28 protein-coding genes are annotated in these 23,961 nt (G+C 42.0%); 2 read left to right on the forward strand and 26 right to left on the reverse strand.

Going from position 1 to position 23,961, the window contains the following annotated elements:
- Nucleotides 1-122 precede the first annotated feature (122 nt).
- From murA to NST65_RS16985, 3 genes are all read right to left on the reverse strand, one after another.
- Complete coding sequence (gene murA, locus NST65_RS16975) at nucleotides 123-1,430, reverse strand: UDP-N-acetylglucosamine 1-carboxyvinyltransferase (protein ID WP_024423722.1); 1,308 nt, start codon at nucleotides 1,428-1,430, stop codon at nucleotides 123-125.
- 32 nt (nucleotides 1,431-1,462) lie between these two features.
- On the reverse strand, nucleotides 1,463-2,197 hold the full coding sequence (locus tag NST65_RS16980) for a YwmB family TATA-box binding protein (RefSeq protein ID WP_024423723.1): 735 nt from the start codon (nucleotides 2,195-2,197) through the stop codon (nucleotides 1,463-1,465).
- Nucleotides 2,198-2,326: 129 nt separating this feature from the next.
- The gene (locus NST65_RS16985; RefSeq protein ID WP_024423724.1) at nucleotides 2,327-2,557 is read right to left on the reverse strand and encodes a DUF1146 family protein; all 231 of its coding nucleotides are present in this window, start codon (nucleotides 2,555-2,557) and stop codon (nucleotides 2,327-2,329) included.
- Between the two features lie 170 nt (nucleotides 2,558-2,727).
- Here NST65_RS16985 and NST65_RS16990 point away from each other — a divergent pair, with 170 nt between their 5' ends.
- Nucleotides 2,728-3,204: a hypothetical protein gene (locus NST65_RS16990; protein WP_024426339.1), complete on the forward strand. Its 477-nt coding sequence runs from the start codon at nucleotides 2,728-2,730 to the stop codon at nucleotides 3,202-3,204.
- Between the two features lie 42 nt (nucleotides 3,205-3,246).
- On the opposite strand, the gene NST65_RS16995 is transcribed toward NST65_RS16990, so the two are convergent.
- The 21 genes from NST65_RS16995 to prfA form a co-directional block, all read right to left on the reverse strand.
- A complete protein-coding gene (locus tag NST65_RS16995; RefSeq protein ID WP_003214592.1) occupies nucleotides 3,247-3,642 on the reverse strand; it encodes a F0F1 ATP synthase subunit epsilon in 396 nt (131 codons plus the stop codon).
- Between the two features lie 24 nt (nucleotides 3,643-3,666).
- The gene (atpD, locus tag NST65_RS17000; RefSeq protein ID WP_024423726.1) at nucleotides 3,667-5,088 is read right to left on the reverse strand and encodes a F0F1 ATP synthase subunit beta; all 1,422 of its coding nucleotides are present in this window, start codon (nucleotides 5,086-5,088) and stop codon (nucleotides 3,667-3,669) included.
- A gap of 24 nt (nucleotides 5,089-5,112) precedes the next feature.
- Entirely contained in the window at nucleotides 5,113-5,979 is an 867-nt protein-coding gene (locus tag NST65_RS17005) for a F0F1 ATP synthase subunit gamma (RefSeq protein WP_024423727.1), read from the reverse strand.
- A gap of 88 nt (nucleotides 5,980-6,067) precedes the next feature.
- Nucleotides 6,068-7,576, reverse strand: coding sequence for a F0F1 ATP synthase subunit alpha (gene atpA, locus NST65_RS17010; RefSeq protein ID WP_034281219.1), 1,509 nt, complete (start codon nucleotides 7,574-7,576; stop codon nucleotides 6,068-6,070).
- Nucleotides 7,577-7,592: 16 nt separating this feature from the next.
- Complete coding sequence (locus NST65_RS17015) at nucleotides 7,593-8,138, reverse strand: F0F1 ATP synthase subunit delta (protein ID WP_024426340.1); 546 nt, start codon at nucleotides 8,136-8,138, stop codon at nucleotides 7,593-7,595.
- Nucleotides 8,135-8,656: a F0F1 ATP synthase subunit B gene (atpF, locus tag NST65_RS17020; protein ID WP_111926862.1), complete on the reverse strand. Its 522-nt coding sequence runs from the start codon at nucleotides 8,654-8,656 to the stop codon at nucleotides 8,135-8,137. Before atpF ends, NST65_RS17015 begins: the two co-directional genes overlap by 4 nt.
- Before the next feature lie 120 nt (nucleotides 8,657-8,776).
- A complete protein-coding gene (gene atpE, locus NST65_RS17025; protein ID WP_003214968.1) occupies nucleotides 8,777-8,989 on the reverse strand; it encodes a F0F1 ATP synthase subunit C in 213 nt (70 codons plus the stop codon).
- 48 nt (nucleotides 8,990-9,037) lie between these two features.
- Nucleotides 9,038-9,772, reverse strand: a complete 735-nt coding sequence (gene atpB / locus NST65_RS17030) for a F0F1 ATP synthase subunit A (RefSeq protein WP_024423730.1) — start codon at nucleotides 9,770-9,772, stop codon at nucleotides 9,038-9,040.
- 7 nt (nucleotides 9,773-9,779) lie between these two features.
- Nucleotides 9,780-10,163 carry an ATP synthase subunit I gene (locus tag NST65_RS17035; protein ID WP_024423731.1) on the reverse strand — a complete coding sequence of 128 codons (384 nt, stop codon included), beginning with the start codon at nucleotides 10,161-10,163 and terminating at the stop codon, nucleotides 9,780-9,782.
- 497 nt (nucleotides 10,164-10,660) lie between these two features.
- Complete coding sequence (upp, locus tag NST65_RS17040; protein WP_003214553.1) at nucleotides 10,661-11,290, reverse strand: uracil phosphoribosyltransferase; 630 nt, start codon at nucleotides 11,288-11,290, stop codon at nucleotides 10,661-10,663.
- A gap of 146 nt (nucleotides 11,291-11,436) precedes the next feature.
- The gene (gene glyA, locus NST65_RS17045) at nucleotides 11,437-12,684 is read right to left on the reverse strand and encodes a serine hydroxymethyltransferase (protein ID WP_034281450.1); all 1,248 of its coding nucleotides are present in this window, start codon (nucleotides 12,682-12,684) and stop codon (nucleotides 11,437-11,439) included.
- 177 nt (nucleotides 12,685-12,861) lie between these two features.
- Complete coding sequence (locus NST65_RS17050) at nucleotides 12,862-13,401, reverse strand: TIGR01440 family protein (protein WP_034281221.1); 540 nt, start codon at nucleotides 13,399-13,401, stop codon at nucleotides 12,862-12,864.
- Between the two features lie 12 nt (nucleotides 13,402-13,413).
- On the reverse strand, nucleotides 13,414-13,863 hold the full coding sequence (rpiB, locus tag NST65_RS17055) for a ribose 5-phosphate isomerase B (protein ID WP_003214714.1): 450 nt from the start codon (nucleotides 13,861-13,863) through the stop codon (nucleotides 13,414-13,416).
- A gap of 133 nt (nucleotides 13,864-13,996) precedes the next feature.
- Nucleotides 13,997-14,455 (reverse strand): low molecular weight protein arginine phosphatase, encoded by a 459-nt coding sequence (locus NST65_RS17060; RefSeq protein WP_024423734.1) that lies wholly within the window; start codon nucleotides 14,453-14,455, stop codon nucleotides 13,997-13,999.
- A gap of 63 nt (nucleotides 14,456-14,518) precedes the next feature.
- The gene (locus NST65_RS17065) at nucleotides 14,519-15,073 is read right to left on the reverse strand and encodes a manganese efflux pump (RefSeq protein ID WP_024423735.1); all 555 of its coding nucleotides are present in this window, start codon (nucleotides 15,071-15,073) and stop codon (nucleotides 14,519-14,521) included.
- A gap of 60 nt (nucleotides 15,074-15,133) precedes the next feature.
- A complete protein-coding gene (locus tag NST65_RS17070; protein ID WP_081279482.1) occupies nucleotides 15,134-16,186 on the reverse strand; it encodes an L-threonylcarbamoyladenylate synthase in 1,053 nt (350 codons plus the stop codon).
- Nucleotides 16,187-16,348: 162 nt separating this feature from the next.
- Entirely contained in the window at nucleotides 16,349-16,792 is a 444-nt protein-coding gene (locus NST65_RS17075) for a general stress acyl- n-acyltransferase (protein WP_034281223.1), read from the reverse strand.
- A gap of 63 nt (nucleotides 16,793-16,855) precedes the next feature.
- Complete coding sequence (spoIIR, locus tag NST65_RS17080) at nucleotides 16,856-17,512, reverse strand: stage II sporulation protein R (protein ID WP_061110190.1); 657 nt, start codon at nucleotides 17,510-17,512, stop codon at nucleotides 16,856-16,858.
- Nucleotides 17,513-17,631: 119 nt separating this feature from the next.
- Complete coding sequence (locus NST65_RS17085; protein ID WP_024423739.1) at nucleotides 17,632-18,111, reverse strand: hypothetical protein; 480 nt, start codon at nucleotides 18,109-18,111, stop codon at nucleotides 17,632-17,634.
- A gap of 141 nt (nucleotides 18,112-18,252) precedes the next feature.
- On the reverse strand, nucleotides 18,253-19,137 hold the full coding sequence (gene prmC / locus NST65_RS17090; protein WP_111926864.1) for a peptide chain release factor N(5)-glutamine methyltransferase: 885 nt from the start codon (nucleotides 19,135-19,137) through the stop codon (nucleotides 18,253-18,255).
- On the reverse strand, nucleotides 19,127-20,194 hold the full coding sequence (gene prfA / locus NST65_RS17095; RefSeq protein WP_034281226.1) for a peptide chain release factor 1: 1,068 nt from the start codon (nucleotides 20,192-20,194) through the stop codon (nucleotides 19,127-19,129). The genes prmC and prfA overlap by 11 nt, the downstream gene beginning before the upstream one ends.
- Nucleotides 20,195-20,404: 210 nt before the next feature.
- Here prfA and racA point away from each other — a divergent pair, with 210 nt between their 5' ends.
- Nucleotides 20,405-20,953, forward strand: a complete 549-nt coding sequence (gene racA / locus NST65_RS17100; RefSeq protein WP_034281227.1) for a chromosome-anchoring protein RacA — start codon at nucleotides 20,405-20,407, stop codon at nucleotides 20,951-20,953.
- A gap of 35 nt (nucleotides 20,954-20,988) precedes the next feature.
- On the opposite strand, the gene NST65_RS17105 is transcribed toward racA, so the two are convergent.
- Nucleotides 20,989-21,945, reverse strand: a complete 957-nt coding sequence (locus NST65_RS17105; RefSeq protein WP_024423743.1) for an AEC family transporter — start codon at nucleotides 21,943-21,945, stop codon at nucleotides 20,989-20,991.
- Between the two features lie 91 nt (nucleotides 21,946-22,036).
- A complete protein-coding gene (gene malS, locus NST65_RS17110; RefSeq protein ID WP_046312945.1) occupies nucleotides 22,037-23,737 on the reverse strand; it encodes an oxaloacetate-decarboxylating malate dehydrogenase in 1,701 nt (566 codons plus the stop codon).
- Between the last annotated feature and the right edge of the window lie 224 nt (nucleotides 23,738-23,961).

The raw sequence follows: 23,961 nt of genomic DNA on the forward strand, positions 1-23,961 counted from the left end.
CGTCTGTATGAATAAAATTTAAGATGGTTGGATACACTAATGATAAGCTTCGTGAAATGAGGCATTCTATGATTCTAAAAAAAATCAGCATGCCCCAATGGACACACTGATTTCTTTCATGATTAAGCGTTCAGATCTGATACAACTTGTTCTTGTGTCACATCTGCTGATTCATCGTTTACTCTTTCAATATCTGCACCGATTGCTGCAAGCTTTTGGTGGAAGTTCACATAACCACGGTCAATATGCTTCAACTCAGTGACACGTGTATGACCTTCTGCCACTAATCCAGCAAGTACAAGTGCTGCTCCTGCTCTTAAATCAGTCGCTGCCACTTCAGCACCTTGAAGTTGAACCGGCCCATTGATAATGACAGAGCGACCCTCAATTTTAATATCGCCATTCATGCGGCGGAATTCTTCAGCATGCATAAAGCGGTTTTCAAACACCGTTTCTGTGATCATGCTTGTTCCGTTCGCACGAAGCAATAGCGCCATCATCTGAGATTGCATATCCGTTGGGAACCCAGGATGCGGCATTGTTTTTAGATCGATTGGCTTGAGCTCAGATGGTCCAATGACTCTTAAACCTTCTTCTTCTTCAATGATCTGAATACCCATTTCTTCCATTTTTGCCACAAGTGATGTCATGTGCTCTGGCACTGCGCCTTTTACAAGAACATTTCCTTCTGTAATGGCTGCTGCCACCATGAAAGTACCTGCTTCAATTCTGTCAGGGATGATGTTGTGTTTTGCACCGTGAAGTGTTTCCACACCTTCGATTTTGATTGTACCAGTACCAGCACCGCGAACCTTACCGCCCATGGCATTGATGTAGTTTGCTAAATCAACAATTTCAGGTTCTTTTGCTACGTTTTCTAAAATCGTTGTTCCTTCAGCTAATGCTGCTGCCATGATGATGTTTTCAGTTGCCCCTACACTTGGGAAATCCAAATAGATTTTTGCACCTTTTAAACGGCCTTTTACTTCAGCCTCGATGAAACCATTACCTACTTGAATTTTAGCTCCCATTGCTTCAAAGCCTTTTAAATGCTGATCAATTGGTCTTGAACCAATCGCACAGCCTCCAGGTAATGCAACTCTTGCATGACCTGTTCTTGCTAAAAGTGGTCCCATGACAAGCACGGATGCTCGCATTTTACGGACATACTCAAACGGAGCCTCAGTTTCTAGTGCATGAGATGCATCAACTGATACTTCGTTATTTTCAAAATGTACTTCTGCTCCTAAATGACGTAACACTTCATTGATTGTATATACATCGGAGAGCGTAGGTACATCACAAATTACGCTTTTTTCTGTACTTGCTAACAAAGATGCAGCGATAACTGGTAAAACGGCATTTTTTGCGCCTTCTACTTTAACTGTGCCGTTTAACTTTTGACCGCCGCGGACGATGATTTTTTCCAAGGTCTTCCCCTCCGCGTCCCAAATTCTCTATATTAATATTCAGTCGTTACGATTGGTGTGCCAACCGTAATCGTATGATTTTCGTTCATTTCCGAACTTCTGATGGCAATTTGAACATTCATTTTATCATTTGAAGTCATAATGAACTGTTCCCACTTATCTGTGTAAGCGGAAAGCGACACAAAATTAGACTCAACGAGATACTCAACTGGTTTTGCTTGAAATTCATTTGCTAACATTTCAGCTTTTTTTTGCAAAACAACATCCATCATACCATTTACATGACCATCGAGACAAGTAAAAATTACAATTTTCTCTTGTAATATGCTTTTTGCATGACGTACGAACTGATCATATGTATGCTCCCAGGTATTCAGTGGGCGAGCACCTTTTTGCTCATATAATAAATACGACTTTTGATTGGATTTTGTGTCGGTCTTCACGAGTAAAATTTTCGATTCTGTATCATTTTTTTCATCTTTGTAAATTCCTGTGACTTTGGTGACATGTTGTTCTTTTTTTTCGGTCCACTCATACTGTCGTAGTTCGTCTTTCAAACGTTTCACTTTTTTTGAAAATTGTTCGGATGAAATATCTACATTTGTCTTGGCATGAAGGGTCCATCCATCGACTTCAATTTGCTGGTTTTTTAGACCTTCTGCTATTTGAGCGAGCGGGGAAGATTCTTCCGCACGAACACCTTGAATCATCAGAACAAAAAAAAGAATAAACGCAAATAATGGCCAACCTTTCAAATACTTTCTCACTTGTCATTCCCCCTTGCTACAAGTGTTGCCGCAAGGAGGTCAATGCATACGTGGAAAAGTCAACAAAAGGCGAGCCTTTTGACCCTTCTTTTTACGTTCCCGCAGAAGGCCGTGACCAAACCTTTTATGTTAGAACATATAAGGAATTTGTCTTGAGAAATTTAAGTAATCAAGGAAGAAATTGCTGACTGCAGATGCGATAGCAATGGTAATGAGCATCATCAGCAGCCTTGCTTGAACGATTTTCCCTTTTTTAATGAGTGGATCAATATTTACAGCAAGCAGTGCCCACCATGTAACCGCGATAAAAAATAGGTGGATCACAATGCCCACGATTGCTTGTTGTCCTACGTCTTCCATACAGTTGAATCCTCCTTTTATTTATTTCTGTAAAGGAAAACTCCCTTTCATTATATCCTCGAAAATCGGAAAGATGAATCATTTGGAAAAAAGAGCTACATTTAGTGTGAATCCCCTCTTATCCTGATGCCAAGGAGATGATATACTGCGTGTGGAAGGAGCTGAACACATTGAAAGATTCTTTTCCTGACTTTGTTGATTTGTACGGAGAATTGGTTCCCTCATTTGATCATGAATGGGAGGCCATTGCTTTCTACTTTGATTATAGACAGACACAGCTAGAAGAATTAGCACAATTGTGTCATTTTCATAACATTTCTTTGGATTACTCTGAGGAAAGCTTGTATCAGTTAGAATCACTATACTTTGATGCATTGACCAAGCAGCTGTTCGCTGAGTGGAAAATGCCGATAGATGCATTAGAAGCGATGATGAGTGTGTATATAGGAGAGGTTGTCATCCGTCATCATTCAGATGCTGACTGGGTGGTGCGGCCTTATATGGATTCTCCGCACAAATATACGCTTGGCTTACGCAGAAATAATAAAACATGGCATTGCAGTACGCAATTTTGCGAGCACTTATATCTAGAAAAGCAAGCATCTCATCCTTATGTGTCGATGTATCAATCTCTCATGTCATCCTAAAAAAAATCCTTCTTATCACAGTGATAAGAAGGATTTTCTGTTTTATTTCCCTGCTACATTTAAACGGTTTAACGCCCGTTTTAATGCGAGTTCCGCCCGGCGTACATCACTTTCATTCGGGTGGTTCAAATGCTCTTCAGCACGCTGCTTCGCTGATTTAGCACGATCGACATCAACTTTATCTGATGTTTCAGCGGCCTGAGCAAGAATCGTTACTTGTTCAGGGCGGACTTCAACAAATCCGCCACTTACTGCAACCAATTCAGTTGATCCACTATGTTTTAAGCGAACTGCACCGATTTTTAGCGGAGCAACCATTGGAACGTGGCCAGCTAAAATACCAAGCTCACCGCTTTCTGCTCTTACACTGACCATTTCCACATCCGCTTGATACACTGGGCCGTCGGGAGTAACGATATTGACTTGAACGGTCTTCATGCTTTTACCCTCCTAAGGACCAGATTAGGCCTCTACACCCATCTCTTTGGCTTTTTCAATCACTTCTTCAATGCGTCCAACTAAGCGGAATGCATCTTCTGGAAGGTGATCGTATTTACCAGACAAGATTTCCTTGAAGCCTTTAACAGTTTCTTTCAATGGCACATAAGAACCCTTTTGGCCAGTGAACTGCTCTGCTACGTGGAAGTTTTGAGATAGGAAGAATTGAATACGACGCGCTCTGTGTACCACAAGCTTATCGTCCTCAGATAATTCATCCATACCTAAAATGGCAATAATATCTTGAAGCTCTTTATAACGCTGCAATGTTTGCTGCACTTCACGCGCAATCGCATAATGCTCTTCACCAACGATCTCAGGTGCAAGTGCACGAGATGTTGAAGCAAGAGGATCAACCGCTGGGTAAATACCCATTTCAGTCAGCTTACGCTCAAGGTTTGTCGTTGCATCAAGGTGAGCGAACGTCGTTGCAGGAGCTGGATCTGTATAGTCATCTGCAGGTACATAGATCGCTTGAATCGATGTAACCGATCCTACGTTTGTAGACGTGATACGCTCTTGCAGCTGACCCATCTCTGTTGCTAGTGTCGGCTGATAACCTACCGCTGAAGGCATACGTCCAAGAAGGGCTGATACTTCAGAACCTGCTTGTGTAAAGCGATAGATATTATCGATGAAGAACAATACGTCTTGACCTTGTTCATCACGGAAATGCTCTGCCATTGTCAAACCAGTTAGGGCAACACGCATACGTGCACCTGGCGGCTCGTTCATTTGACCGAAGACCATGGCTGTTTTTTCGATAACGCCAGAATCTTTCATTTCGTAGTAAAGGTCGTTTCCTTCACGTGTACGCTCTCCAACACCAGCGAATACAGAAATACCGCCGTGTTCTTGTGCGATGTTGTTGATCAATTCTTGAATCAGAACGGTTTTACCTACACCAGCTCCACCGAATAGACCGATCTTTCCACCTTTGATGTAAGGAGCAAGCAGGTCAACAACTTTGATACCTGTTTCAAGAATTTCAACTTCTGTAGAAAGTTGATCAAAAGAAGGCGCTTGTCTGTGGATTGGATCTCTTTGAGCTTCCACACCAAGTGGCTCATCTAAGTCAATGTTATCTCCCAGTACGTTGAATACACGTCCAAGTGTTACGTTACCAACTGGTACTGAAATTGGTTTTCCAAGGTCTACAGCTTCCATACCGCGCTTCACACCGTCTGTTGATGCCATTGCGATGGTTCTCACTGTATCGTCACCTAAATGTAGTGCTACTTCTAAAGTTAAGTCGATATCAACTTCACTTTCGCTTTCCGCTTTATGCGAAACTTTGATCGCATTATAAATCTCAGGCAAGTGACCGTCTTCAAAACGAACGTCTACGACTGGTCCCATGATCTGACTGATGCGTCCTGTTTTCATTGCATTCCCTCCTGACAATTATTTCTATTCTAAGGCAGCTGCTCCGCCGACAATTTCTGTAATCTCTTGTGTAATCGCTGCTTGACGAGCACGGTTGTAAGAGAGTGTCAGGCTGTCGATCAATTCTTTTGCGTTGTCTGTTGCACTCTTCATTGCTGTCATTCTTGCAGCATGTTCACTTGCTTTGCTGTCAAGAAGCGCACCGAAAATCAAACTCTCTGCATATTGAGGAAGGAGAACTTCAAGAATTTCTTCTTCAGAAGGCTCAAACTCATAAGATGCGGAACGTTTATTTGGTGTCGCTGCGGCCGAAAGGTCCGTTAGCGGCAATAATTTCTTCTCTGTTACTTCTTGTGAAATCGCACTGACAAAGTGGTTGTAGAACATATAAAGTTCGTCAAACGCTTCATCAGAGAACATTTGAACTGTACTGCTTGCTAATTCTTTAATATCAGCAAACGCTACTTCGTCTCCAAGCCCTGTTACTTCAGAAATAACTGGAATACCACGCTTTTTGAAGAAGTCGCGTCCGATTTTACCAATGACAATCACCGCATATTCATCAGCGGATTGATGACGAGATTGAATGGTTTGGTAAGCGGCACGCAAAATCGAGCTGTTAAAAGGTCCTGCAAGCCCTCGATCAGATGTAATGACGAGATACCCTGTTTTCTTGACAGGTCTTGAAAGAAGCATTGGGTGCTTAGCACTTGTTCCAGTTGCGATTGCAGCAACCACTTCCTGGATTTTCTCCATGTAAGGAACAAAAGACTTCGCATTGTTTTCAGCACGATTCAGTTTCGCAGCTGATACCATTTGCATCGCTTTTGTGATCTGACTCGATTTTTTCGTTGACGTGATCCTTGACTTTATATCGCGTAATGAGGCCAAAGATTTCACCACCTTTTTTCAGGAATCCGTGTTCATTTACGTGAAAAGAGAGAAAAAGAGAATCTTTTTCTCTCGGAAAGATTACTAATTAGTTGCTTGGTGCAAACGTACGTTTAAAGCCTTCGATTGCTGTCTTCCACTCTTCATCAGCAGGCATATTTCCTGTTTGAGAGATTGTGTCAAACAAGCCTTTATGGTTTTCTTCAATATACAAGAATAACTCAGCTTCAAAACGTTTAACATCAGCAATGGCAACATCGTCTAAGTATCCTCTTGTTAGTGCGTAAAGAATCGCTACTTGTTTTTCAACTTTAAGCGGTTTGTTCAAGTCTTGTTTTAAGACTTCAACTGTTCTTGCACCACGGTTTAATTTCGCTTGAGTGGCTTGGTCTAGATCAGATCCAAATTGAGCGAATGCTTCAAGCTCACGATAAGAAGCAAGATCCAGACGAAGTGTACCTGCTACCTTTTTCATCGCTTTGATTTGTGCAGAACCACCTACACGGGATACAGACAATCCTGCGTTTACTGCTGGACGTACGCCTGAGAAGAAGAGGTCAGATTGTAAGAAGATCTGTCCATCTGTGATTGAAATAACGTTTGTTGGGATATATGCAGAGATATCGCCAGCCTGCGTTTCTACGAAAGGCAATGCTGTGATAGAACCGCCACCCTTTGCGTCACTAAGCTTCGCTGCACGTTCTAATAAACGAGAGTGAAGATAGAAAACATCACCAGGGAATGCCTCACGACCTGGAGGACGACGAAGCAATAATGAAAGCTCACGGTAAGCTGCCGCTTGTTTAGAAAGGTCATCATAGACAACAAGTACGTGCTTGCCGTTATACATGAATTCCTCACCCATCGTTACACCTGCATAAGGAGCAAGGTAAAGAAGTGGAGCTGGCTGTGATGCAGAAGCTGTGACAACGATTGTGTAGTCAAGCGCACCATGCTTACGAAGTGTTTCAACAACACCACGAACCGTTGATTCTTTTTGTCCGATCGCTACATAAATACAGATCATGTCTTGATCTTTTTGGTTTAGAATCGTATCGATTGCAACAGATGTTTTACCTGTTTGACGGTCACCAATGATCAATTCACGCTGTCCGCGGCCGATTGGAATCAAGGCATCAATTGCTTTAATTCCTGTTTGAAGCGGCTCATGTACAGATTTACGATCCATAACGCCCGGTGCTTCACTTTCGATTGGACGTGTTTTGCTTGTTAAGATTGGACCTAGTCCATCAACAGGCTGACCAAGCGGGTTCACAATACGTCCGATTAACTCTTCACCTACTGGAACCTCCATGATACGACCTGTACGTTTTACGTCGTCACCTTCGCGGATATCTTTGTAAGGTCCTAAAATAACGATACCTACGTTAGACTCCTCAAGGTTTTGAGCCATACCCATTACACCGTTAGAGAACTCAACCAGCTCTCCTGCCATAATGTTGTCAAGGCCATGTACACGCGCGATACCGTCCCCTACTTGAATGACTGTACCGACATCTTTTACTTCAATTTCTGATTGATAGTTTTGGATTTGCTGCTTTATCAGCGCGCTAATCTCTTCAGCTTTGATACTCACTAAGGTTTCACCCCTTCTAACGATTTTCGCCTGCAAGCTGACGTTCAATGCGGGAAAGCTTTCCGCTGACACTGCCGTCATAAATGCGGTTTCCGATACGGATTTTCACTCCGCCTATTAGATCCTTGTCAATCACATTTTCAACACGCAGTGATGTGACTCCGGCTTTTTTGGCAAATACTTCAGATAAAGATTGAATTTCAGCACCGCTCAGCGGTTTCACTGAATACACGACCGCATCGTCTATTTGTTTCGTGCGGTTTGCAAGTTTCACAAACTCCGACGTCATTTCAGAGAAAATATTCGTGCGTCCGCGGTCAATCAGTAAATACATTGTGTGCAATACATAAGTAGAAACACCTTTGAAAGCTTCTGCAATCAACTGTTTCTTTTTGTCTGCAGTAATCTTTGGATGAACAAGGAAGTCATTGAGTTCTTGATCAGCCTTTAGAACTTTTTTGATCTCATTCAGCTCTTTTTCAGTTTCGTCTACTGCCGAAGAAGCAAGAACGATGTCAAAAAGAGCAGAAGCGTAACGCTTAGAGACAATAGTTACGCTCATCGGCTTTCGCCTGCCTCTTTAAGGTACTCTTGAATCAATTTCTCTTGTGCCTGCTCATCAAGTTCTTTTTCAATCACTTTAGATGCAATCAGCACAGATAGTGATGCAACCTGCTCACGCAGTGCAGCCACAGCTTGTTCTTTTTCTTTCACGATTTCAGTTCTAGCAGACTCTTTCAAGCGCTCTGATTCTTGACGTGCTGCTTGAATGATCTCTTCTTTTTGTTTCTCACCAATCTTTTTCGCATTTTCGATGAGTGTATGTGATTCTTCGCGTGCTTCTTTCAATAAGACACGTTGTTCTTCAAGAAGCTTTTCAGCTTGAACGTGCTTTTCTTCAGCACTTGAGATTTCATTTCCTATATAATCTTCACGCTGCTTCATAATACCTAATAAAGGTTTAAGCGCAAATTTCTTTAAAAGTGCAAGCAAGATGAGCATAGCGATAAACTGGAATAACATATCACCGGCGTTGAAGCTTAAGCCCCCTGCTCCTAAAACCACTGGTAACTGAGACATTTAGTACGGCAACTCCCTTCTTTAAATAATATGTTAAGAAACAAAACATAAAGGAATGGCGAAGTTTCGAACTAATCTGATCTTCGCCATTAAAATTCATATTAGAACGCTTCTCACATATTAACCAAAGAATGCCAAGAATGCGATAACGACAGCGATAATTGGAAGTGCCTCAACTAAAGCGACCCCGATGAACATAAGTGTTCTTAGTTCTCTACCAGCTTCTGGCTGACGAGCGATTCCTTCAACTGTTTTAGATACGATTAGACCGTTACCAATACCTGCTCCTAGTGCTCCTAAACCGATTGCAATTGCTGCTGCTATTAAATTCATTAAAAAGCTCCTCCTTTAAAATAACGTCCTTTTTGGACTCTCAATTTTTTAGTGTTCGTCGCTGACTTTATGGGAAATGTACACCATTGTCAGCATGGTGAAGATAAATGCCTGGATTGTTCCGACAAACAAACTGAATGCCTGCCATACAATCATCGGCACGATGGCACCTAATGTACCAACGATACCAAGCGCAATGTTTTGCGTGTAGAAATTGGTCGCAAGTCCTGCAAGTAACCCAAGAAGAATCTCTCCAGCGAAAATATTTCCGTAAAGACGCAAACCAAGTGTTAGCGTGTTTGCAAATTCTTCAATGATTTTCAGCGGCACTAAATATGGGATTGGCTTGAAGAAGTCTTTCGTATATTCCTTGACTCCTTTTGCCTTGACACCGTAGAAGTGTGTAAGTCCCATGACCATAATTGCTAGTGTCATTGTGATTGCAGGATCAGCAGTTGGTGATTTCCACCACAAGTTGTGATCGACCGTAATCGAGAACGGCAGTCCAAGCATGTTTGAAACAAATATGTACATGAGTAATGTAACGCCAAGCGCTAGAAATGGGGCTCCTGTTTTCATGTCCATCGAACTACCTATGATATTTCGAACAAAATCAACGATCCATTCCATGAAGTTCTGCGCCTTAGTCGGACGAATAGACAGAACACGAGTAGTCAGCACCGCTATGAGAAGAACGATGATACTAGCAATCGTAATCATGAGAACATTGGATAAGTTGAACGTTAACCCTAAAAATTCTGTAGTTTTTGAACTGTGACCCAAAGAGTATTCACCTCTCTTCCATAGTAGAACGTTTAAGTTGAATGAAGGAATCTATCATAATGACAGGATATATTGTCATTAATCCTATAACAACACCTGCCAGATGAACTTCATTAGGGTAACGCCAAGCAATCGCTACTGCGAGAATCGCGTTGGCCCACCTGGCTGTACTTCCCATTGAACGAATGGATTTTCCTTTTTTAACCGCTCGATCAAAAGCGTGCATTCTCCGTATAAGTAGGAATAAATTAAAGAAAGCAAAAATTGTGCCGATAATGAAACCAAGAAACAGTGGTTTAAAACCAGGCATGGCATAGCCAAACACAAAAATTGCCAATAGATAGAACATGTATTTACTCTGTCTGCGGAAAATCGCGTTTGGATCGTTCATTCATCTGACTCCCGATGAAAAGTATTGTAAAAAAGGTGATAAATGGTGATGAAAACTGCGTAGAAGACGCTTATGATAAGCCGTCCTATTCGAAAAAAATCAATCACCCATCGGTCTAATTGCACAATCAGACTTGAAATCTTTAGATCTATGGGATGCTGCTTCATTCGTTGATACAAACCCTGATTATTAAAGGGTTCACAATGAGGATTAGTAGAGTGCTATAGGCTATGAAAACCTTACCATAATACCCTCGTTTAGCATACAATAGCGTCTATGATGTGTCAATCGGTTGAAAGTTAAAAAACTTTTCTATAGTGATAGAGCACACAAAATGTTCACAATTTCATCAAACTTTAGGAGAGATGTGACAATCATTGAAAAAAACAGCCAATGTTCAGTATACATTGATTTTTCTAAGAACGGTATCAACCGTTTGTCATATATTTCAAAAAGCCCACATGCACGTTTGCATGTGGGCTTTTATTAAGACTTTCTTACTTCGTTCCGTACATACGGTCACCAGCATCACCAAGACCTGGGATGATGTAACCTTTTTCGTTTAGTTTCTCATCTAATGCTGCAATGTAGATATCAACATCTGGATGATGCTTTTGCATTTCCTCTACACCTTCAGGGGCAGCAATCAGACACATAAAGCGAATGTTTTTCGCACCGCGTTTTTTCAAGCTGTTTAACGCTTCGACTGCAGAGCCGCCAGTTGCAAGCATTGGGTCTACTACGATAAATTCACGTTCTTCCACATCAGATGGAAGCTTCACATAATATTCAACAGGCTTTAATGTTTTCGGATCACGGTATAAACCAACATGTCCCACTTTAGCAGCTGGAATGAGTTTCAAAATCCCGTCTACCATTCCAAGACCTGCTCTTAAAATTGGCACAACACCGAGTTTCTTCCCTGAGATCACGTTTGATTTCGCTACTTGTACAGGTGTTTCTACATCTACCTCTTCAAGCGGTAAATCTCTTGTGATTTCAAATGCCATTAATGTTGCGACTTCATCCACTAGCTCTCTAAATTCTTTAGTTCCTGTATGAACGTCACGAATATATGTAAGTTTGTGCTGAATAAGCGGGTGATCAAATACATAAACCTTTGCCATTGCTTGCTACAACTCCTTTTCTGTCATCTTCCGGTGAACTTTGCACACTTCCTACAATTCTACATAAAAAGACATCATCTTTCAATATGATTCGCAAATCCTACAAAAAAAACCCACATGCCAAATATAGGCAAATGGGTCTGTTTTTAATAATCTAATTCGTTATATAGAGGGAAACGGGCCGTAAGATCAGATACACGCTTTTTCGCCTCTTCTAATTTCGCTTCATCTTCATGATGCTTTAGCGCAAGTGCAATAATGGAACCGACTTCTTTCATCGCTTCTTGATCAAAACCGCGGCTTGTTACTGCTGCTGTACCTACACGTACACCACTTGTGACAAATGGTTTCTCTGGATCATAAGGAATTGCATTTTTGTTCACTGTAATACCGATTTCATCAAGAACGTTTTCTGCAATTTTTCCTGTGATGCCAAGAGAACGCAAGTCGATGAGAACAAGATGGTTATCTGTTCCGCCAGATACAAGCTGAATATCTTCAGATAAAAGAGTTTCAGCTAGTTGTTTTGCATTATCAATGACGTTTTGTGCATATGTTTTGAAATCTCCGTTCAATACTTCACCGAAAGAAACAGCTTTTGCAGAGATGACATGCATCAGTGGTCCACCTTGAATACCAGGGAAAATCGATTTGTCGATCTTTTTACCAAACTCTTCACGGCATAGAATCATTCCGCCGCGAGGTCCGCGTAATGTTTTGTGAGTTGTCGTTGTCACAAAATCTGCGTAAGGAACTGGATTTGGATGAAGACCTGCTGCAACAAGACCAGCAATGTGAGCCATGTCGACCATAAAGTAAGCACCGACTTCATCAGCAATCTCACGGAACTTTTTGAAATCAATTTGACGTGGGTATGCACTTGCACCCGCAACGATAAGTTTCGGCTTATGTTCACGTGCTTTTTCAAGTACATCTTGATAGTCGATATGCTGAGTTTCTTTATCTACACCATATTCTACAAAGTTGTACTGTACACCACTAAAGTTTACAGGGCTTCCGTGTGTTAAATGCCCGCCATGTGATAAGTTCATGCCCAGTACTGTATCGCCATGCTCAAGAATTGTAAAGTATACGGCCATGTTCGCTTGAGCACCTGAGTGAGGCTGTACGTTCACATACTCAGCGCCAAAAATTTCTTTTGCGCGGTCACGTGCGATATCTTCCACAACGTCTACATGTTCACAGCCGCCATAGTAGCGTTTACCAGGATAGCCCTCAGCGTATTTGTTAGTTAATACAGAGCCCTGTGCTTCCATGACTGCTTCGCTTACGAAGTTTTCTGATGCAATTAATTCGATTTTGTCCTGCTGGCGTTTCCGCTCTAGTTGAATTGCTTTGAATACTTGTGCGTCTTGCTCAGGTAAATGTTTCATCAGCGAAATCCTCTCCAATCTATTTCCATTCGATGTTTTCACCATCTCATTGTACACGGTTTTTGAGTAAAATGTAAAAGTTTTTTTTGGAAAATCGACTTCTTTTTTATGAAAACCCGAATATTCAAGTGGTAAAGCGTCTTCATCATTCAACATTATATTAGAAATATATCGAAGCTATGATCTTGTATAAACGGCTCGTTCTCCGCCAATCAGCTTCGGACGCGTTTTCGCAAAAGTCACATGTGCATGTCCTAATCGATGACGACTGAGGCGGACAGGTACAGCAACTCTCTTTAAGTGCATCCCAATTAACGTATCGCCGATATCAATTCCAGCATGTGCCTCAATGCATTCGACTAATACAGGATGTTCCATTTGCTGATACGCATGCGCCGCCATCGAACCACCTGCCTTGCGGACAGGTACTGCAGCTACGATCTCCAGGTTAAAACGGAAAGCCGCTTCTTCTTCAACAACAAGGGCACGATTTAGATGTTCACAGCATTGAAAGGCGAGCTCAATGCCGGTCTCTCGTCTTAACTGATCCAATTCTTGATAGATAGAGGCAGCAATTTGCTCACTTCCTGCAGTACCAATATGCTCACCAGCCACTTCTGACGTACTGCAGCCAATGACTAAGATTTGCCCGGCACGCAATTCAACTGTTTGATGAAACTCTTTTAACATTTCAAGCCAATCTTGACCAATGTTCATGTTAAGCGCTCCTTATAGGTGCTTTTCTTCGTAATCAGCAATTTTGCCAATCCGCACAGCATGGCGTCCTGCTGTAAACTCTGTCGTCAGCCAAATGTGCGCAATCTCACGTGCTAATCCTGGCCCAATCACTCGCTCTCCCATCGCAAGAACGTTCGTATCATTATGTTCTCTCGTTGCTTTCGCACTAAATGTATCATGAGCCAATGCACAGCGAATTCCTTTTACTTTATTTGCTGAGATGCTCATGCCGATGCCTGTCCCACAAATTAAAATGCCGCGGTCGACTTCTCCGTTTGCCACCATATTGGCTACAGGGAAAGCATAATCTGGGTAGTCTACAGAACCTGATCCGCATTCACAACCCATATCAATGTATTCAATCTTCAATTCATCCATCAGTTGTTTGATTTCTTCACGAATATTCGTTCCGCCGTGATCGGATGCAATGGCTACTTTCATCGGGCAATTCCTCCTAAGGGTGAGTTGATCTGTTATGTCTTACATTCATTCTTTATTTACAGTTATATTTTAACCTCTGCCTAGTGATTTGCAAACAATAGCAGAAAAACCGTTGAGGCAACGGTTTTACAGGTTATCTATTATGATGATCTTTTTTCAGCTTCTCAGCAAGCTGATACAGTAAGGCTTCTAGTTCATCTCGTGTTTCCTGATAAACAGAAAGACTTCCTCCAAACGGATCGGATACATCGCCTTCTGTTCCTGTCGCAAATTCCTTTAAAGTGAAGACCTTGCCTTTTGCATGCGCATATTGCTCTGCAATCAACTGTTTATGCTGCATCGTCATCGTGAAGACGTAATGAGCTTCGCGCAGAAGATCCTCTGTCAATTTTGATGATGAGTGATTTAGTGGAATGCTTTTCTCAAATAATGCTTCGATCGCTTGAGGAGAAGCCTTCCCTTCATCGGAGGCAAAAATGCCCGCTGATTTTACAGTGACCTCTAAACCTTTTTCATCTGCAATGGAAGCAAAAAGGGCTTGAGCCATTGGACTTCTGCATGTATTTCCCGTACAAACAAATAAGATTTTCATCTTTCGCCCTCCTTTTCTTCTATTATATAGCATTTCATTCTACATGTTATGTAAGGAGATTGGCTAGAGCGGAAATAATAATTTGATACCAAAGGCTAGTAAAATGATTCCGCCAAGCGCGCCGCTATATGAACCAACCCATGACCGAACCTGTTTACCGAGTAATAATCCGAGCCATGTGAGGAGCATACTAAAAAAACCAAACAATAATATAGTCATCCACACCTGGGAACCGTAAATCCCAAGACTTAAACCAACGGAGAAGCTGTCTAGGCTTACACTTGTAGCAAAAAGAACGAGACCAGCCCCAACAGGTGCGATAAAGGGCTTATCCTCTTTGCGGATAGAAGCAACAATCATTTGCAGTCCCAGCACCAAAAGCAGCGCCCCGCCGATATAGGTGGCAAGTAGACCGAGCCATCCGGATAAGAGCTGACCTGTCAGCATGCCAAAAAGCGGCATAAACATATGAAATATCCCAATGACAAGTCCAATATAAATGATCTGGCGGAACCTCAGCTGAATCATCCCCATACCAAGTCCAACCGAAAAAGCATCCATCCCAAGTGCAAAAGCCATGATGCTGAGTGTCAGCAATTCGCCAGCTAGTTCGTTCATGTAAATCCCCCTTGGACACACATTCTTCTTTAACCTATGTTTGTCCAAGAAAGGTTAGAACTATTGGAACGAAGGGAGTGTACGCCCTCCTGCGGCTTTTTGCAGACGGTTCATAATGGCAGAACCAACTCCCTGCTCTGAGAAGGCTTCTGAAATAATCAAGTCTACATCTGTTTCATCAAATTGTCTCAGTACACGATAAAGGTTTGCAGCAACCGTTTCAGGTTTTTCTCTATATCCACAGCTGTACACAACATCTGCAGCAAACAGCGATTTCTTTTCTTCTGTTGTCAGCACTCCGACTTTTAGACCTTCAGCTTTGTATTTCTGAATGTGACGCTGCATGTCTTCATCACTTCCATGAAAGATATACATCTGGGCTTCAGGTGCATAATGTGTGTATTTCATTCCCGGCGATACAGGCGCTTCGTCCTTTTTTGTCAGCCCTGGGTCCACACTCACCGTCCCCACGACCTCTTCTAATGCTTCTTTTGTAATTCCGCCTGGTCTTAAAATCACTGGGGTCTCACCGGCACAGGATACAACCGTTGACTCAACGCCAATTCCAGTTGAACCGCCATCCACAATCCCAGCGATTCTCCCTTCGAGATCACTCGCTACATGGTCAGCTTGTGTTGGTGAAGGTTTTCCCGAACGATTGGCACTTGGTGCAGCAATTGGCAGACCAGCTGCTCGAATCAGCTCAAGCGCAATGGGATGGTCAGGCATTCTCACACCTACTGTGGATAAACCTGCTGTAACCTGCTTTGATAAAGTGCCCGGCTTACACGGAAGAACGATGGTTAAGGCGCCCGGCCAAAAGGCATCCATCAGCGCCTTCGCTTTTTCGCTTTCTATTTGTGCAAATTCGTGAAGCTGCTGAACCTCCGCAATGTGAACAATCAACGGATTATCACTCGGACGCCCTTTCGCTTCATAAATTTTCATAACGGCTTCTGTCTCTTTCGCATTTGCCCCGAGTCCGTAAACGGTCTCTGTCGGGAACGCAACCACTTCATTTTGCTGCAGCAGATCGGCCGCCTGTTTAATTTGTGGATAGTATGTGGATAAATCCTTTTCTAAATCCACAGACCACCTTTTTGTATTTAACATCATACAAACTCCTTTTAAAAAAAGATAAAACTGTTGATATATCTCAATTATCCTTTTGAAAGTATAAAAGATGATGATCAATAAAACAAGCGTTGTCCACAATTTGTGGATAACGCTTGTTTAGTAGTGGATAAGTATGTGTATAAGTCCATCATTTTGTGATTAACTGCCTTTTTTTTGCAGGACCACAGCCTGTTCTTTCCCCAATGTCTCTTTTGCATGTGCTGAGCTCCATATGCTTTCTGGAATTTCCTCTAAAGGCGTAAAGCCCATTAATGCCAAAAAATCATGGGAAGAGGAATGGTTTGCGACGACATAAAAAGTATCCACACCCATTTTTTCACCGAGCGTTTGAACACTTTGGAACAAAGAGACAATGTGTCCCTGACCGAGCTTATCTGATATGACAAGAGACCGCAGCAATCCCTCTTGTTCATTGAGCTGTTCAAGACCTAAGCAGCCTGCCAGCTGACCATCCGCATCTTCCATCACTACAAATGCCGTTCGCTCCGCAAGCGTTACTCCGCCTTTTGCTTGTCCCTTTTCAAGAAAAGCATTGATCGCCGGGACATCTTGTTCTGTGGCTATTCTTAATTGATAATACATGCTTTCACCTCTTTTTGTTCTCTTACTTCAACTCTATGAGGCAAAAACCGATTTATACCTTTTTTAAGAGAAAAGACTAGAGACCCATTCAAACAAAAAGAACTTCACTTCACCTGTCTCTTCTTCCTCTTCTTTCACCACTTCATTAACAGACTCTTTCGTTTGCTGCGCTGTCACTTGTTTATCATCCTCCCCTTCTGGTGAGGCGATGGCTTCTCCGTTTGAAAAATCGATAAAGCAGAGCGGCGGAAATAACACACACCACCAGTTGGCTCCGTCTCCTTCTCCAAGCGTAATTAAAATGGCTTCATATTTCCCAGCAGGGTAGACGAAATTTCCATAGAGCTTTGTTGGAAATGAAGCTTTTTGAAAACTGACCGATACGGATTGATCTATGTGCTGTTCCTTCAATTTCGCTTTGGCGATACGATTGATTTCTGGCAGCTTTGATCGAATGACACGTCTTGCTTCTTCAATGGATGTGAGGTCTTTGACCCACTCTGTCATACTCGCATTGACCTCGTCACGAATACTTCTTTTCACATCCTGATCCGCTGAACGATCACTATTTGCTAAAATGCGTAATCGAATCGCTTCATCTGGTATGACAACAGGCTGATTTGCAGAAGCAGCCGCTGTCTCCTCTCTGCCAAGATTTGCAAAAGCACCGCATAATAATAGAAACATATAAAGACAAATCATCGTTTTACTTTTTAACATTGTGTGTTCCCCCCACTTTTTCTCTTCGCTACAAACATTGTGTCCAGGAAACCCATCTCATAAACAGTCAACATGATTTTTTTAATAGATTATGAGTCAAAACAAAAAAGCCGTTCTCATTAAGAACGACTTTTGAGTGAGGATTGGTAGTCAGAAGGGTATAGTCTCCCATCCCAATCTCTACTGATTTTTAAACCAGATTCTGTTTTGATGACAGTCATGGCTCCTTTTTTCTCGATTTCTTTTTTGACTTTTCCTTTTTGATCGATAAATTGGATCACCATTTCATAGTTAAATTCAATTCTGTCATCGCTTTCATCTGAAGGCGTAAACATAATTTTCTTCAGCTTGATTTGACAATCTTGATCCTTTGCCGCTTCTAATATGCTCGGGAACATGCTGTCTTGTGTATATTCTTGATATTCATGTTCGGTTAAATAAACCTTCAGCTTCTCTTTCATGTCAGATAGGTCATCCGTTCGATTCACTGTGTATTGTGCTTTTTTATAGCTTTCTCCAAATGCTGCTGCCTCTTTTTTAAAGCTCGGTTTACCACAAGCACTCACAATCAATAGTACACTGACGATGACCAACACCATCGCATACCTTTTGTTCACACCATTCGCTCCTTCAAAACAAATTTATGTAAAAAATCATGATCAGAATGTTCATTCTTCTATATATACGTTTCTCTTTTACCATAAGTTTCATCTTTACATAATAAAATAGTCCGGCTTTCTTCAGCCGGACTTTCCGTTTTGAATGTGTGCGCAAACAGCTCGATCTTTTCCGTTAATATCTTTGATGATACAGACATCCGCTTTAGGAAATGCCTGCTCAAGAAGCGCTGTGACATCTTGACCTTGCGTATGTCCAATTTCAAAGACAACAACTGCCTGATCACTCAGCACGCTGGGAAGATCATGAACGAGACGCTGATAAAACCACAAGCCATCACGTCCGTCAGTCAGCGCATTCGCCGGCTCATGCTTTGTCACAACCTCAGACAAACTGTCCATTTCTTCCGCCGCAATGTAGGGTGGATTGGAAATAAATACGTCCACTTTCATGCCTTGAGCTATAACAGGTTCAAGTAAATCTCCATGTAAAAAATGAACGTCTGCACCGAGCGCTTGTTGATTCCGTTTTGCTACCGCAAGTGCTTCTTGCGAGATATCAGTCGCTGTGACAGATAGTGATTTTTTTTCAAGAGCCAGCGTAATCGCAATGGCCCCGCTTCCTGTGCCAACGTCAACTGCTTTGAGCGGCTGATCGGGCGGGAAAACGTCACCTACTAAATGGAGCGCCGCCAAAACAACTTCTTCCGTTTCAGGACGAGGGATGAGAACATGCTTGTTCACCTCGAAAGGACGTCCGTAAAAGAATTCAACTCCCGTTAAATGCTGAACAGGAACACCAGCCTTGTGCTGCGTCACAAATTTGCTGAACAGGTGATCTTGCTCCTCAGGCAGCGAATCATGAAAACGTGCAAGAAGCTCACTTCTGCTCCAGCCAAGTACATGCATCAAAAGAAGCTCTGCTGCATTTTGGTCTCTTCCAGCTTCCGTTAACAAAGAAGAAGCCCATTTAAGGGCTTCAAAAATTGTTCGCTCTTTATTTTGCATTTTGAAGCTTTCTTGCTTGGTCTTCCATAATTAATGCATCAATGACCTCGTCAAGTTTTCCTTCTAAAATTTGATCAAGCTTTTGAATCGTCAACCCGATACGGTGATCTGTTACACGGTTTTGCGGGAAGTTGTACGTACGGATACGCTCTGAACGATCCCCTGTTCCAACCGCAGATTTACGCGTTTGATCATATTCAGCCTGTGCTTCACGCTGGAATTTATCATAAATTCTCGCACGCAGTACTTTCATGGCTTTTTCTTTGTTTTTGATTTGCGACTTCTCATCCTGACAGGATACAACCACACCTGTTGGAAGGTGAGTTAATCGAACTGCAGACATGGTCGTATTGACACTTTGTCCGCCAGGTCCGCTAGATGTGAAAGTATCTACACGGATGTCTTTTTCATGGATATCAATTTCAACTTCTTCAGCCTCAGGCAATACAGCAACTGTCGCTGTTGATGTATGAATTCGTCCGCCTGATTCCGTTTCCGGAACACGCTGCACGCGGTGTGCGCCGTTTTCAAATTTCAGTTTGGAGTATGCGCCTTTCCCGCTGATCATAAAGATAATCTCTTTATAACCGCCTGTGCCTGTGACACTCGCTTCCATCACTTCCGTTTTCCAGCCTTGCATTTCAGCATAACGACTGTACATGCGGTAAAGGTTTCCGGCAAAAAGAGCAGCTTCTTCTCCACCCGCTGCACCACGAACCTCCACAATAACGTTTTTGTTGTCATTCGGATCTTTCGGGATCAGCAAGATTTTCAGCTCGTCTTCTAAACGTTCCGTTTCCTCTGTGAGCTCTGAAATTTCTTCTTTGACCATGTCGCGCATCTCGGCATCCAGCTTCTCTTCCAGCATTGCTTTCGCGTCATTCAGCTGGTCGTATGCCGCACGATATTGTCTATATACCTCAACAGTTTCTTGAATATCGGATTGCTCCTTTGAATATTCACGAAGCTTCGTAGGGTCGTTCACCACTTCAGGGTCACTTAAATATTCATTTAGCTTTTCATAGCGTTCTTCAATTGATTTTAAACGGTCTAACATGGTCTTCACCTCTGTTTTGTGCGTAACAGTCTAATTATAGTATAGCGGGGTATGACAGTCAAAAAAATTTCCAAAACAATTGATTTCCTGCAATTTTTCGCTAGAAAACACGATCTTTGGCGATTGGTTACTTGTTTTGTCTAACGTGAAGGAACAGGTCCTCCTTAAAGAGAATGGTACTTGTAATTGAAAAAAGGGAGGGCATTTGGTTTGAATACAAATGAGGTTGCAAAGGAAATTGGTGTTTCTTCAAAGACGATTCAGCGTTGGGTCAAACAGCTCAACATCCCTGTCGCCCGGAATGAACTTGGACATTATGAATTTCATGAAGACATTGTACAGCTGCTCAAAGAGGTCAAACACCAGATGAGTGAAGGTGTAATCCTCCAAGACATTCAACTGCCAATCCATAAGGAAACCGTCCGTCAATCAGCACCTGCTGCCCAAACTGATGTCTCCATACAACGGATTGAAGCATTAGAAAAACAGGTGAAAGAGCTTATTCAGCAGCAATTACACGTCAATGATGCAGAAGACCGCCTGCAAGAGCTTGAACGGAAATTGGCTAAAAAAGCAGATGAAGGTGTATCGTATCAGCTGCTTCAGCACCGCAGAGAAATTGAAGATTTATCCACTAAATTTGACCGCCTCACCGCAGCCTTGAAACAACCATCACAAGTAGAAGAAAAAAAGGAAATCGCACACCCTGACATCAAAAAAAAGCGTGTACTCTTCCCTCTGTTTCATTCATTTCGTTAAGAAAGGCTGCCTCGATAGGCAGCCTTTCTACTATATTATACGGTAAGTGCAATAATGATCGGTAATGTGATGAGTGACATGATGGCACTGATCACAAATGCGGATGCAGTTTCCGCCTCTTGTTTTTCAAATCGTGTTGCGATCATCGCTGCAACAGCTGAACCTGGGAAGGCAACAAGCAATACAGCTTTTGTAATTTCATCAGCCGAAAGACCCATAAGAACGGCAATAAAATACATAAGTAATGGTTGTACAGCTACTTTTAGCAATGCAATACTGAAGGCTGGCAAGCTTAATTTAATTTTTCGGATACCAACAGTGACACCGACTGCGAATAGCGCAACCCCTGATGTAACGCTGCCAATTTCCTCTAACATTTCATGTCCGATTGCAGGAAGTTTAAATCCTAAAAGAACAAGAATGATACTGGCTAACGGCGCAAGTGCAAGCGGCTCTGATAAACCGTGCAAAATTGCTTTTGTCGTCATTTTTAGGAAACTTTCGCCTTCTTTGGCTTTTCCTTTTGTTTTTTCACCGACAGTTGACACAATAATAGCAATTGGATCAAGCAATGCATTTACAACTATTCCGGTAATCGCAATCGGAATTGCGACTTCTTGAGCCCCAAATAAACTGCCCAAGACCGGAATCCCCATAAATGCAAAGGTCGGTTGTGCTGAGTTTAATGAGAAAACAGAAGAATCTGTTAAATCATATTTAAAAGCAAATTTTGTAACTAAAAGGATAATGATATAAAAACCAACAATTCCGAAAATCAATGCAACGAAAAATGGAATTTGACTATAGAATTTATCTTTTGGTGTTGACAGAATACTGGCGATAAAGTGCGCTGGTAAAGCATACTTTGTAACAAGTGTACTTACACCTTTTGCAGATTTAGCGTCATAGCTGCCGAAGTTCCCTGCGAACCAACCCAGCGCGATAACGAAAAAAATCGGTGCTAGGAGGATCAAAATATTTAAAAAGTCCACCTTACTCTTCCTCCTTAAATCCTTTACGTGTTTCTTTTTTTATTGCGGCATTGCTTAAATTACCCGAAGCAATGCCGCGTTACACATTTTATTATGCTCTTACAATTTTTTTATATTCAGGAATCCACATTGCGTCTTTCACAGCTTGTTCGATGTTATCAGGTGTTCTTCTAGCGACACCATCTTTAATTGCTGCTTTCGCTACTTCAACAGCCACATGAATTGACACTTCTTGCAATTTATCAATACTTGGAAGAAGACCAGCACCTGGTTTCTCATGATCAACCATTTCAGCAATTGCATTCGCAGAAGCAACGAACATGCCTTTTGTGATGATTTTTGATTCTGTTACGATTGAACCAAGACCAAGTCCAGGGAAAACGAACGCATTGTTTGATTGTCCGATTTCATGTTCAATTCCGTTATACTCAACGTTTTCGAACGGGCTTCCTGTTGCAACAAGCGCACGGCCGTCAGTCCATTTGAATAGATCCTCTGGCACAGCTTCAGCAAGCGGTGTTGGGTTAGACATTGGCATGATCACTGGACGCTCTGTATGAGCTGCCATTTCTTTAATGATTTCTTCAGTGAATGCGCCGCCTTGACCTGATGTACCGATAAGGATCGTCGGCTTCACCCTGCGAACAGTTTCAGCAAATGAGATTTGTCCTTTTTCATCGCGTGCCCAGCCTTCTACTTCATCAGAAGTACGAAGGTATGGTTTTTGGAAATCAAGAACTTCATCCTCAAATTGATCTGTTAGCAATCCTCTGTAGTCTAATGTCCAGAATGCATTGTTTGCTTCTTCTTCTGTTAGACCTTCAAGAACCATTGTGTCACGCATTTGATCTGCAATTCCGATACCAGCTGATCCAGCTCCGAAGATGACAACACGGTGATCTTTCAATTGAGTACCAGTTTTCTTGACAGCTGCAAGAACACCCGCTAAAGTAATGGCACCAGTACCTTGAATATCATCGTTGAACGTTAAGATGTTATCGTTGTATTTTTTCATGATGTTACGCGCATTTTTGTTTCCAAGGTCTTCCCAGTGAAGCAATGCTTTCGGGAAGAATTTAAGTGCTGCTTTCACATAAGCATCAATGAATTCTTCGTATTTTTCACCTTGTACACGTTTGTGATGGTTCCCGATGTATAATGGATCATTCAATAATTTTTCATTGTTTGTTCCAACATCTAATACAACTGGAATCACGCGGCTAGGATCAATACCTGCTGCAGCCGTGTAAACAGCTAATTTACCGATTGCGATATTGATACCACCAACACCCCAGTCACCAATTCCAAGAATACTCTCAGAGTCAGTTGCAACGATGAGGTCAATATCTCCAGCAGTTGCGTGCAAGTTTTCAAATGCTTTCTCGATTCCGTCAATATCGTCGATTGAAAGATAGACACCATGAGGTCTTCTGTATTCATGGCTGTATTCTTGAATCGCTTCACCAACAGTTGGTGTGTACACAACTGGAAGCATTTCACGAAGCTTTTCTGTTAGAAGCTTGTAGAACAATACTTCGTTACGGTTTTGTAAATCACTTAAGTATACGTTTTGACGAAGACGATCCGGCTGAGCTAGAAACTGCTTGTACGCTCTTTCTGCTTGCTGTTCTAAAGTTAGAACCGTTGGAGGTAGTAAGCCTTCTAGTCCAAGCTCTTGTCTTTCTTCTTCAGAGAAAGCAACGCCTTTATTCAACGTTGGAATCGATAATACATCTTTACCTGTCAAAGTGGTTTCGAGGTACCCTTCTTTTGTTTTCTTCACGTTGTTCATCAAAAACTACCCTCTTTCTAAAATATAAATAAAGTGAACTATTAATCCAAAGAACGATTAAGGAGAAAAATCCTTAATCAAAAAAATTATGACAAGAAATCGAACTTTTCATTTAAATGCTTTACACTACAGTTAGTCATTTTATGCCTGCTTATGACAAAACGCAAGCGTTGAAAATTAGATAATTTAATCGTAGTGTTATTTAATTTATTTAAGTACAAATG

Source organism: Bacillus sp. FSL P4-0248, from assembly GCF_038593305.1.
Classification (GTDB): domain Bacteria; phylum Bacillota; class Bacilli; order Bacillales; family Bacillaceae; genus Bacillus; species Bacillus safensis.